This window comes from Vibrio sp. V30_P3S12P165 (assembly GCF_009904905.1).
Lineage (GTDB): Bacteria > Pseudomonadota > Gammaproteobacteria > Enterobacterales > Vibrionaceae > Vibrio > Vibrio fujianensis.
Window position 1 is genome coordinate 45,492 of record NZ_WXWH01000059.1, and the last position, 12,678, is coordinate 58,169.

A 12,678-nucleotide genomic window follows, 5' to 3' on the forward strand; every position below is an offset into this window, starting at 1 on the left:
AGTTGCAATAAGCTTCGGGCATAATTCTATTCTCCTTATTCAGGTTATTGACAATTGACGCAATATTGCCCATTTGGTTCCATCAATACGGTTCTCAATGACATATTTGTGATGAAAATCAAAAAAATACCTCATCGTATCGTATGAGGTATTAAGGCATGAGACTCGATGATAGGCTTAATTTAACTCAACCAATTGCTTCTTAAAGCTAACATGTTGTGCTTTTACTGTTTCTTCTGGTTCACCAGTCAAAAAACTCACTAGCACAATCGCTGCAGTAGAAAAAATAATGCCAGGTAAAATTTCGTAGACATCAAACCATCCTCCTGCCAATTGCTTCCAAATCACGATGGTCAGGCCGCCGACTAAAATTCCCGCCAACGCGCCATTACGGTTCATTCTCGACCAATAAAGGCTAAGAACTAACACCGGGCCAAAAGCCGCTCCGAATCCAGCCCATGCATAAGAAACTAAGCCAAGTACCGAACTATCTGGCGTCATCGCCAGTATTAATGCCACAATTGATATCAAAATAACCGCTAAACGGCCAACGCGTACTACGTCTTCGGAACTCGCCTCTTGCTTGAATACCTGTTTATAAAAGTCTTCAGCCAAAGCCGAGGAAGAGACCAATAATTGAGAATCAGCGGTACTCATGATCGCAGCTAAAATTGCCGCCAGCAAAATACCCGCTATCACCGGATGGAAAATAGCATTAACCAACAACATAAAGATTTTTTCACCATCATCTAGCTGCATTGTACCGCTGTTGGTCACATAGACTAATCCGACTAACCCCACTAACATAGCCCCACACATTGAAAGCGCCGTCCAGATCACCGCAATCCAACGCGCAGTGGTGAGATCTTTATTGGATCGAGCCGCTTTAAAACGCGCTAAGATATGCGGCTGACCAAAGTAACCAAAACCCCAACCAACTAACGATAAAATAGCGATAATAGATAAAGGTTGACCTTTCACATCATTCCATAATGTGAGCAATTGTGGATTTATGTCGCTTAAATCGGAGTCTAGCTGGCTAAATCCGCCATTCATGGCGGTAATTGGCACAATCAACAAGGCCGCCGACATTAATAACCCTTGCACTAAATCTGTCCAAGAGACCGCGAGAAATCCACCAAACAAGGTATAGGACACCACACAAATCGTACCAATAATGACCGCCGTGGTGTAATCAAGCCCAAAGACTGTTTCAAACAATTTACCGCCTGCGACTAAACCAGAACTGGTATAGAAAAGGAAAAATAACAGAATGAAAAAAGCAGAGATCGTTTGAATCAGCTTCGATTTATCATTAAATCGACGTGATAAAAACTCAGGTAATGTCAATGAGTCAGTCGTAATACTGTAGGTCCGTAACCGTTTCGCCGTAATAAGCCAGTTTGCCCATGTCCCCAGCAAAAGCCCACCAGCCAACCAAAATGCTTCAATTCCAGCAGCATAGGCATAACCAGGTAGTCCCAGTAATAACCAACCACTCATATCAGAGGCTCCAGCAGAGAGCGCAGCAGGCCATGGGCCGAGAGAACGTCCCCCTAAAAAGTAATCTGCTGAGTTCTTTGTTCGCTGATAGGCAAACACGCCAATCGCCAACATCATAATTAAATAAATGATGAAGGTTGTTGTAATAGCAAAGCTATTTTCCATTGATATTTCCTCTATTTATAAGATCGCTTTCTGTCATCCCCTCCATAATCGAGGGGAAAGTCAGTAAAGGATTAATGAGTTTCACTTCCTAACTCAAGCAAGGTGGCATTCCCTCCCACAGCAGTTATATTTATAGTTCGCGTACGTTCGGTAATAAAACGTAGCGATAGATGCGGATCATGAGTGGTCGGAAGTTGAATAAAATCGGTTTCAGAAACCAGATTAATGATAGCGCCAGAACGTTTGGCTAATTGTCGATTCAGTAAGCGCTCACATGCGTCAGAGCCAACATAACCGACACTACCAATATCTGACTCGATTAAGGTTGAATAGCCATCCAATGAAGTTAGTTGCAAGACATTAAGCGGCAACGAAGCATTTTGAATCGCAGCGTCTAGTCTGGCAATAAACGTGCTATCGTCACTGCATACCACCACGCTATTACCTGCCGCTAACGCACAAACGAGCAGAGCCATCACAGACCATTGACCTGCTTGGCTTTGTTCTTCCTGGATAATCAAAGCCACACCTCGTCCTGATGTGTAGAGTTGGTTACTTTCTCCCGTCGGTCCAACCAAACAATGAGGCTGAGCTAGTAACGAAGTGGCATGTTCAAGATGATAAGCCATGACTTGGGCTAAGTCTTTTTTATCCTTTTCTAACTGAGACTTTAGTGAAAGTAAGTGTTCACACTTTTTATCATAGGGTGTAAAGTTCCAATCTTCCCAGGCTGAAAGAGCATCAGTAAAATAGGTGACTTGGTGTACCATAAAAATTCCTCGCTCAGTCAATTAGTGATATTTCACTTGGGTAAAACGGTATAAATAGTGGGGGCCACCCGCTTTGGGGCCGGTTCCAGATAAGCCTTGACCACCAAAAGGTTGAACCCCAACGACAGCACCGACTTGATCACGATTGATATAACAATTTCCAACTCGTGCGTGTTTTTCTATCCAACGATAAGTTGTTTCATTACGACTATGAATGCCCATCGTTAAGCCAAAACCGGTGTTGTTGATTTGCTGTACGACTTGAGCTAATTCTTTCGCTTGATAGCGAACAATATGCAAAATTGGACCAAACTGCTCTTCGCTTAACTCCTCGATACTAGAAATCTCGAAGGCTGTTGGAGCAACAAAATCACCTTGCTGGCACGCGTCACTCAAGGTAAGTTGAGCGATTTTTTTCTGAGTTTTTGTCATATATTCAATGTGTTTTTGCAACTGCTGTTTGGCCTTATCATCAATAACAGGGCCAACATCTGTGCTGTGTAAATAAGGCAGCCCAACCGATAACTCCTGCATCGCCCCTTGGATTAAAGAAATAATGCGCTCAGCAACATCATGCTGCACAAAAAGGACTCGAAGTGCTGAGCAGCGTTGTCCTGCCGATGCAAAGGCTGACCGTAACACATCGCGCACCACTTGCTCTGGCAAAGCAGTACTATCAACAATCATCGCATTTTGCCCACCCGTTTCAGCAATCAACGGGACTGGAGAAGCCTCCCGTTCGGCTAACGTTTGGTTGATCTGCTGCGCGGTCGCGGTCGAGCCGGTAAAGGCAACCCCAGCAACAGCGGGATGAGAGGTCAGAGCTTGTCCAATGAGTGAACCGCGACCTGGGATAAATTGAATAACACCATTGGGAAAACCAGCTTGTAGCATTAATTCCACTGCACGAGCAGCAATAAGGCTGGTTTGTTCGGCAGGTTTGGCGACGACCGTATTGCCCGCGACTAATGCAGCGGTTATTTGGCCAAGAAAAATGGCTAGAGGAAAGTTCCAAGGACTGATACAAACAAAAACACCTCGTCCTTGCCGTGATATCTGCCGATTGATCCCATCAAAGCCCGCGATGGTGGTAGGCGATAATGAAGCGATCTGTTTGGCATAATAACGGCAGAAATCAACGGCCTCGCGCACCTCATCAATCGCATCATGGATCGTTTTCCCCGCTTCTTGATGACACAAGGCACAAAGCTCAGGTAGATTCTCTTCTAATAAATCAGCCAAAGTGTCTAGTTTTTCACTCCGTTGATGCACCGGTGTTTGATTCCACTCAGCAAATGCGGCTTGAGCATTCTCCATCGCTATGGAAACATGATCATGGGTTGCATGAAAAACATGACCGATTTGAATTTGACGATCATACGGCGCGCTCACCACTTCAGGCATGATCGCCTCCTTGATCATGCTTTCGAGTTGTGAATGGCCATTAAGAATAGGAGCTGCTTGCCAACGTTGATTTAGGTGCTGCTGAACTTGTAATACAAAAGGCTGTGCCTCACTTTCAATATCAATATTAATACCGCTGGCATTCTTTCGTTCAGGAAAAATAGCGGGAGGAAGAGGGATTTTGCTATTGTGTAACGTTACACATTCAAGTAACCGTTCAACGGGGTGGATGACTAAGGTTTCAACGGGACAACGAGCATCGACCAAACGGTGCACAAAGGAGCTGTTTGCCCCATTTTCAAGTAATCGACGAACCAAATAAGGTAAAAGATCTTTATGGCTCCCAACCGGAGCATAAATACGAACGGGCTGTTGATGGATGGCCTTGACCTGTTTATAAAGTGCCTCCCCCATTCCATGTAAACGCTGAAACTCAAAATCTTTATGGGTGGCCATTACCGCAATAGCAGAAACCGTTTGAGCATTATGGCTGGCAAACTGAGGAAACAGATGCCCACGCACGGAGTCACTCAGAAGAAAACGAGCGCAAGCCAAATAAGAAACATCCGTCGCTTCTTTACGGGTAAAAACTGGGTAGTTTGCATAACCGCTTTGCTGGGACCATTTGATCTCACTATCCCAATAAGCGCCTTTGACAAGCCGTACTGGAATTAAATCTCCCTGTTGCTTGGCAAGGCCTGTTAACCAAACTAAAGTCGGTAATGCCCGTTTAGAATAAGCTTGCACCACTAATCCAAATTTACCCCAACCCCGTACTGATGGAGTACGATACACTTTTTCAAATAGTTGCAATGATAATTCGAGTCGGTCAGCTTCTTCAGCATCAATGGTGATCGCAACATCCAAAGCAACGGCTCGTTCCAATAATTGCAATAATATTTGATAAAGCTCACTCATCACTCGAGAATAATTAGCCACCTCATAACGAGGGTGTAAGGCTGAAAGCTTAATTGAAATTGATGGTGCAGGGCTTTGGCAATTGGCTTTATTTTGTCCGACCGCCTCAATGGCTTGCAGATAATCTTGAGCATACTTTTTTGCATCGTCTTGCGTGAGTGCAGCTTCTCCCAACATATCAAAAGAATAGGTATAGCCTTGTTCACACATAGCTTGGCCATTGCTTTGTGCTTCAGTCATCGTTCGGCCAAGAACAAATTGGTGCCCCATAATTTTCATTGCTTGGTGCATTGCTTGACGAATAACCGGTTCAGACAGTTTAGTGACCAATCGATTTAAAGCTTGAACCGGACTACGCCATTCTGTATCCGCTAATCCAATCACTTTTCCCGTAAGCATCAACCCCCAAGTTGACGCATTAACAAAGACGGAATCTGAATGTTTTAAATGTGACTTCCAATCTGCTACGCCTAACCGATCCTTGATAAATGCATCAGCCGTGTCTTTATCTGGAATTCGCATCAACGCTTCCGCCAAACACATTAATAAAATCCCTTCTTGTGTATCTAAACTGTACTCAAGTAGTAATGCATCGATCATTTGCAACGCTTTTTTATCTCGCCGTATCGCTTCGATCAAATGAGTAGTTTTGCTAGCCATCGCTGATTGTTCAGCATTGCTTGGCATCGCCAGGGGAAGTAACTGCTTTAGCCATTGAGATTCGTCCACCATATAAAGTGGCGAGATCTGCATCCAAAGTTTATTAAGAGGTTGCTCAACAAACGTCGGATTCAACACATCCGTTGCTGTAAACATGCGTTTTCCTCAATCTCATACCCAGGTAACATGCCTGAGTTTCCTACAATGGCTAGCAGTGTATTTTGAGTGCATGAGGAATACTTGTCAAAAACTCCGAAATTTTTACCAAAAACTCGCCAAATTAACAAAGCAGAAACACAATCACATCATATAATCTCATATAAAATAGCGTTTGGTTAGCAATAGAGCCGTTGCCGTGATGCGACTGCAACACTTATCCATAAACCCCATGCCATCAACTTGGACTGATCGGACGACATTAACGATAGAAACGTTTTCTGTACTGTGAAGGAGAAACGCCTTGTAAGCGAGAAAAGGTATGAGTGAATGTGCTTTGGTTAGAGAACCCCGTTAATTCGGCCACTTGCCCCAGACTAAAGCGCCCTTGTTCAATCAAGGTTTTTGCTAGATCCACTCGTTTTTTTAACACATATTGATGAGGGGTTACGCCCACTTGCTCTTTAAATAGCTGATGAAATTGACTCTCACCAAGATAAACGCTGCCCGCAAGCTGAGCAATAGAGATGCGTCGGCTTAAGTGTTGTTCGATATAACGATCAACCACCTCTAAATCAAAGCGAGATTCTCTCCGATGGACATCAAAAGCCGAAATATGGTGCAGTAATAAAGCCAGCACCGTGTCACTACAAGCTCGACTTAACAATAAATCATTCGGGCTCGATCGTATTTCCTGTACCAGCATATCAATCAATTTTTGAATCGAACTATCAAGTTGAAAATAGATATCCATTTTAGATAACTCATTGATTTTCTGAAGTATTAACGAATCATCTTCTGCCGAATAAGGCAAATTTAAGACTAAAATATCAGATTGATGCGCCAGACTTCCAAAAGCATGATCAGTACTTGCGGTCACTACACATCCTTGGCCGGTACCAACCACATTCGCCACCCCAGAGACCTCAAATTCGACTAACCCTTTTAAGCCAATCACGATTTGTGTATAGCTATGTTCGTGACAATCCATATAAGATGGTAAGGTAATTAATTCGGCAGGACGAGGCGACAAAAGTTTGGCTCTTGATGCCGACTCTAACGAGAAATTCAATGAGGAAAGGTTCATGATCGTTATCTCATACAATGACCTTTTCGCATCATATAACAGTTTAGTCCGAAGCCAAAATGACACGCATTATCTTCTTTGACGTTATCTTATGGATTAATTTTCGTGCTACAGATAAGAAACCCCGACTCAATTGAATTCGGAACAATGATCAAGTGCACATAAATTACGGTCAATGAGTGTTCAATTAAAAAACGTTAAAGCAGATCGAAAATCGGAGCTTGCATATTTCGAGAATCTGCTCAAAATGAAGTGTGTACAGTTATAAAATATACAAAATCAGTGACCTAGTTGTTTGATTTTGTATACTGTTGTGCTTTGAAACTGAGATATTTTAGGATGAGTCAGCATGTTGCTATGCTGTCAAAAGTTTGTCTTCCGCCACGAAACAGTGGCTATATGAATTGTTGCAGGGACCTAATGATCAAATATCACCTCTCAGCGCTACTGCTTGCGCTAAGCCCTTTTTGGGTATCTGCATCAGTGTCCGCAGAAGAAATTACACAGGTAGATCCTGTGGCGGCCATTGATGGAAAAATAAGCATTAAACAAAATGAAATTGAGACGATAGCCTCAGAATTTGAAACCGAAGGAGCCAAGCTTCAACAATTAAAAAATGAACAAGCACGCTTACAACGCGAGAACGAAGAACTTCAAGCCAAACAAAATCGTGCCAAATCGGCTTTGGACAAACAATATAATCGCCTTCTTGAAGATCCAGACACGGATTTAGTCTCTTTTCAGCAACGCTACCAACAAGCTTGGGCTGATGTGAAAAAAAATCAATCTGAACAATTGTTGAATCAACAAGCGATCACTGAAAGTGATATGCGTCTCTCACAAATGAAACAAAAGCATGCTCGGTTAAAAACTGAATTTACTAACTTGCAAGAAAGTAAAATCGAAGCTCGCGTCAAACGCTTAAGCGCCGAGTTACGTGAGAGTAAAGTGTTGGAAAGTAGCTTTCGTACCACCTGTTCTACCAGTATGACGCTAGGTGAATGTGCCAATCAAGGGCAACACCTCACTCGTCAAAAAGCGGTTAATACTTTCCGTGAACAATTACTCGACCAGTTGACAGAGTCAGTCATCGCCAAACAAAACCTTCGCGGTGTAGAACTCAATATCCACGTCCAAGAAAGCCAAATCATCCGTAGTGGCTTTGAAGGCAATAATGAATACTTCACGCAATTACAGGCCCAATTACAAGCCAAACCTGATGCCGTTGCAGCATGTAAACTGCTCAATGTCTCTAGTCGTTACTGTTTAAAAGGTTCAGCAGATACAAAAAATAGCAAAACGGATAATAAACAGTGGGCTAATGTCAAAGTACGCTCGGATCAATACAATGACATTGTCACGATTAATGGCATTCAATACGGTAGTACACCGGTTGAAATTGTCTTACCTGCAGGGAGACATCAAGTCACCGTGGCTAAAGATGGCTTTGAAACTTATAACCGTGTGGTCACGATTAATGGAAACGATACAATTTGGGTAAAATTACGCCCAAATAAAAATGAGTAGTTACCCCACGTGAGGTGATTTTCTGGTCTGATTTCACAAAGCTGTCGTTAAAACGCCGTTTGGATCTTAAGTTATTGAAAGATGACTTCTGACAAAGCGGCGTTTTCGTTTAGAATAGAGACAACCATTTTCAAAATTTTAACTGAAGTAGGCAACATGCGATTAGGTTTATCCGCTCTGTTATTCGCTCTCTCATCTTGTTTAGTGACAACATCAACTCAGGCTGAAAACGCATCACCCTCTGTTATGGCCATTGATGACACACTATTTAGCCACCAAACACAATGGCAAGAGGCGCAAAAAGCCACCCAAGCTCAGCACATAAAAGTTCATAATCAACAAGCAGAGCTCGATCGCCTAATCGAGATAGCGAAACAATTGAATACTCAGCTACAAAGCGCTAAGGCTCATCTTGAGCATGATTATCTTAAAATGATTGATGAGCCAGAGCTAGATATAACGCCCTCTCAAAATGCCTATCAGGCAGCATGGGCTGAGGTTAAGCAGAACCAACAACAACGCTTAGCGGCAGAACAAACATTACAAGAACAGCAAGCACAGTTAACACAACTGCAAACCTCTCAAGAGGCGCTAGCACAAAAAATCAAACACTTTGAACAAGATAAACTACGGGCTCGTAGTGAACGACTACGAACCGAGCTGAAACGAGCCAGCGTACAGAAAGTCAGTTTTACTAATGTTTGTAGCGCTTCAATGACACTTCAGCAGTGCAATCAACAAACATTAGAACTGGCTCAGCAGAAGGCCGTTAAGCAATTTCAAGCTTGGTTAATTAATGAAACGACTGAATCTTCATTGGTAAAACAACATCTTGCCAATATCTCACTCAATATTCATTTATTAAGTCACAAGATAGTAGAGTCTGGCTTTTATAGCGGTAATAAATTTAAAACGGTGATAGAAGCACAGTTAGAAGCCAGACCCACCACCACCGCCCCTTGCTCTTTACTCAATATTCATAATCAATACTGCTTTGCTGCTGGTGAAGATCAACAAAATACTCAACAACAGGAGGTCGCTTGGATCAGTTTGGTGATACGTTCTAATCAATATCATGACAACGTCTCCATTGATGGCGTTCGCTACGGAAGCACGCCTATCGAAGTGATGCTACCTGCGGGTAAACATTTAGTGGTTATAGAAAAAGAGGGATACCGCACATTCCGTCAAGAAATCGATATATCATCCGATCATACGTTACGTGCCATGTTACATGAGCAAGCCAATGAACTAAAAGCGGGTGATAAATTTGCAGATACACTCAAAAATAATCAACAAGCGCCAGAAATGATAACTCTCGTCGCAGGGCAATACTTACTCGGTGAGAATATTGCTCGCCAAATTCACCTTGATCATGCTTTCGCATTAAGTGCTACTCCTGTCACGGTCGAGCAGTTCAAAAGCTTCACTCAGCAAACTGGTTATCAAACCGATGCGGAATTACAAAATATTTGCTTAGCCGTCAACGAAACAGCAGTCGCTCCGATTTCTGGTAGTCACTGGCAGAAACCGGGCTTTTCTCAAACCGCTCAATCTCCAGTGGTGTGTGTCAGTCAGAATGATGCTAACGCTTATACTCGCTGGCTATCCCAACAAACTGGATTTAAGTATCGCCTTCCTACTGAGGATGAGTGGGAAGTTGCAGCGAGAGCTGGGAGTAAGATGGATTACTGGTGGGGAAATCACTTTAGTGCAGGCCAAGCCAATACCGGCTGGGCTGGGACTCCATGGTCAAATAAAAGTACCTCCCCCGTTCGCGCTTTTGCCGCAAATCCGCTCGGTTTCTACGATATGGTAGGCAATGTGTGGCAATGGACAAATGACCCACGAGGCGTCGTCAAAGGGGGAGCGTGGAGCTTTTCTCCAGATATGGCGAAAGCATATAGTCAGTTGTTTGTTGCCCCATCTGCGGCGGCCAACTACGTAGGTTTCCGTATACTTCGCGAATTATAGTTTTTCATAAGCCGGCTAGGGTCCATACCCTAGCCGGCTATGGTTAAGATGCCAGCGGTTAAGGTGCCAGCCGTTCGATCAACCAATCGCTCTCCTGTTGACTATAAAGAAAACGATCATGCAATCGATGCTCTCCCCCCTGCCAAAATTCGATACTGTGAGGGCGGACACGAAATCCCCCCCAAAAACTGGGAACGGGTATTTCTCCTTTCGCAAACTTTTGTTTTAACTCAAGATACTTCCCCTCCAATACGCCTCGAGCAGAAAGACGACTACTCTGTCGACTGGCGATCGCAGCAAGTTGACTTTCCTTTGGCCGAGAGGTGAAATATTTCATATTTTCAAATGCTGTCAATTTTTCGGCATAGCCAGTGATGTGGACTTGTCGCTCGATGGGATGCCAAGGAAAATGAAGGCTTACTTGGTTATTCTGCTGAATATGCAATGCCTTACGACTGGCTAAATTGGTATAAAATACAAACCCTTGCTTATCAACATTTTTCAGCAATACAATTCGCTGAAATGGCTGCCCTTTTTCGTCGACCGTGGCTACTGTCATCGCCGTTGGGTCGGTTAATTGCGCATTAATCGCTTGTTCAAGCCAAAGATTAAATTGGTCAATCGGATCAACCAATAAGTCTTTTCTCCGTAAACCGCCTCGTGTGTATTCACGACGAATATCTGAAAGATCCATTGTTACTCCTTATTTTTCTGCCGATTGTGCGCCGTTAAAGAGCAGATCTCAAGTCGGTAGGAGAAACTCCATCACATAAAGTCTGGTTATCGAATCCTGTTCCTCTAACTAATATCATCATATCCCGATATCTTCTTCATCAAACTTGGAGGAGAGTTGAATTTCATACTGATTAAATGACACGATGGATGGGCCATGAGATCGTTTCGTGGTGACTTTTTCATCACCGAATTGTAGTGTTACGTGGGTAAAAATCTTGCCTTTGGCTTCGATCGTATTGAGTTCCAACATCTGTTCAAACTCATCATTAAGTAGCTCAACAGCTTCTTTGACTTTTTCCATATGCGCACTGGCTTGATATTTTTGTTGATCAATCTCGCTTAATTCTTCTTCGCTTCGTTCAGCCTTTGGCCGTTTTTTAAATTCTAATTCTCGGCGAATAATATCCATTGTTCTTTCTTGCGCTTGTTTATAATGCTCTTTATGTTTGTTTATTCTATCTTTGTACCATCCATAACGAGCAAACGCCTCCACGGTTGTTGCAGCATCACCTTCAACGCCTAAATTTAAGCAGATTACTTTGCCGCCAACTTTCGCTGTCCCACCACTTAAGGTGCCTTGCTTTTCATTTTTATCTAATACAATCAGATCATTACCACAACGAATGCTATTACTCATACTATGCACAGCGAGTTCAATATTTTCAGAGGCTTGCAGTTCAGAAAACTGGGCATAGTTAGCCCGAATACTGCCTCCTGATTTAACAATGCAGGTTTTCGGTTCATCATCAAAGACTGTATGCCCGATAATCCCTTTACCAATATCAATATCACCTTGTGCTTGTACATCGGCCGATTCAACAAAACCACCAATGGTAATTGAACCGGTTGCACGAACAATCATCCCTGGCTCAACATCACCAGAAATCACTACACTTCCTTTAAACTTCACATGTCCAGTTGCAACACTAACATGATTCAGACAAAGAGCACTTTCTACATCGACTGTTTTATTTTTAATAATTGGCATCCCCGACTGGCTCGCCAACAATAAGTTCGGATCGTCCGGTGAAATATGAGTCCCCTTACCCGCAACCAACGCGGCCTCATTCCCCGGTTTAGCTGGAATGACCTTACCTAATACGGTGTAGCCAGGTTCTCCTTGAGTTGACGGCTTACGGCGCATCACTGGGGAGTTTTCACCAATGGTGACCGTTTCCCCCAAATTGCGCATATCGACCTTTTGAGCACCTTTGATGGGCTGAGGTGCTAAAATGCGAGTGGTGACATCTTCAACCAATGGTATAAATTGTGCGTCTTGTCCTTGAACCGCCTCTTTTCCCTGAGCGACAGGTTGAGTAAAGACTTCGCCAGGCTTGAGGGTATTACTCACCATAAGCACTTTTTTTAATGCAAGTTTGTTAATCCCTTTAAGCACATAGGCTTTGGCCAGTGCATGTACCAACTCACTACCATAGAGCCCTCGACCACCGTAGGCACCAGTAACGACCATCGTCGCCAACATATCTTGCTCACTAACCACCACTTCAACGGTCGCGTTTCTTTTTTCCGCAATAACAATACCTTCACGGGCGGCTTTTTTCCCTTCTTTGACGCTATTGATAAACCGATTAACGGCTTCATCGTTTAGGTAAAACTTACCCGCTCCAATTCTTAACAGTGACTCAGTAAGACCGATAGTGCTTAGTTCTTGGTTCACGTGGGTATCACTCGATAAACGTGCGATAACCGATTTTTTATCTTCTGAGAGGGTGATGAAGTCCTTCCACATAATGCTTAACCTTACGGCGATCTTTCCAT

The 12,678-nt window shown here is 43.3% G+C and carries 8 protein-coding genes; 2 read left to right on the plus strand and 6 right to left on the minus strand.

What is annotated here, in order from left to right; all coding sequences use genetic code 11:
• Nucleotides 1-177 precede the first annotated feature (177 nt).
• From putP to CAG57_RS11965, 4 genes are all read right to left on the minus strand, one after another.
• Entirely contained in the window at nucleotides 178-1,668 is a 1,491-nt protein-coding gene (gene putP, locus CAG57_RS11950; RefSeq protein WP_099610977.1) for a sodium/proline symporter PutP, read from the minus strand.
• Between the two features lie 71 nt (nucleotides 1,669-1,739).
• Nucleotides 1,740-2,438 carry a 1-pyrroline-5-carboxylate dehydrogenase gene (locus CAG57_RS11955; RefSeq protein WP_161427013.1) on the minus strand — a complete coding sequence of 233 codons (699 nt, stop codon included), beginning with the start codon at nucleotides 2,436-2,438 and terminating at the stop codon, nucleotides 1,740-1,742.
• A gap of 21 nt (nucleotides 2,439-2,459) precedes the next feature.
• Nucleotides 2,460-5,576 (minus strand): bifunctional proline dehydrogenase/L-glutamate gamma-semialdehyde dehydrogenase PutA, encoded by a 3,117-nt coding sequence (gene putA / locus CAG57_RS11960; RefSeq protein WP_161427014.1) that lies wholly within the window; start codon nucleotides 5,574-5,576, stop codon nucleotides 2,460-2,462.
• A gap of 262 nt (nucleotides 5,577-5,838) precedes the next feature.
• Entirely contained in the window at nucleotides 5,839-6,663 is an 825-nt protein-coding gene (locus CAG57_RS11965; RefSeq protein ID WP_161427015.1) for an AraC family transcriptional regulator, read from the minus strand.
• Nucleotides 6,664-7,083: 420 nt separating this feature from the next.
• On the opposite strand from CAG57_RS11965, the gene CAG57_RS11970 reads away from it, so the two are divergent.
• A complete protein-coding gene (locus CAG57_RS11970) occupies nucleotides 7,084-8,190 on the plus strand; it encodes a PEGA domain-containing protein (RefSeq protein ID WP_099610974.1) in 1,107 nt (368 codons plus the stop codon).
• 156 nt (nucleotides 8,191-8,346) lie between these two features.
• Nucleotides 8,347-10,164, plus strand: coding sequence for an SUMF1/EgtB/PvdO family nonheme iron enzyme (locus tag CAG57_RS11975; protein ID WP_161433717.1), 1,818 nt, complete (start codon nucleotides 8,347-8,349; stop codon nucleotides 10,162-10,164).
• Between the two features lie 58 nt (nucleotides 10,165-10,222).
• Here the strand turns inward: CAG57_RS11975 and pdxH are convergent, their stop codons facing one another.
• Both pdxH and CAG57_RS11985 read right to left on the minus strand, forming a co-directional pair.
• The gene (gene pdxH, locus CAG57_RS11980; protein WP_099610973.1) at nucleotides 10,223-10,858 is read right to left on the minus strand and encodes a pyridoxamine 5'-phosphate oxidase; all 636 of its coding nucleotides are present in this window, start codon (nucleotides 10,856-10,858) and stop codon (nucleotides 10,223-10,225) included.
• Nucleotides 10,859-10,975: 117 nt separating this feature from the next.
• The gene (locus CAG57_RS11985; RefSeq protein WP_161433719.1) at nucleotides 10,976-12,649 is read right to left on the minus strand and encodes a DUF342 domain-containing protein; all 1,674 of its coding nucleotides are present in this window, start codon (nucleotides 12,647-12,649) and stop codon (nucleotides 10,976-10,978) included.
• Nucleotides 12,650-12,678: the final 29 nt, after the last annotated feature.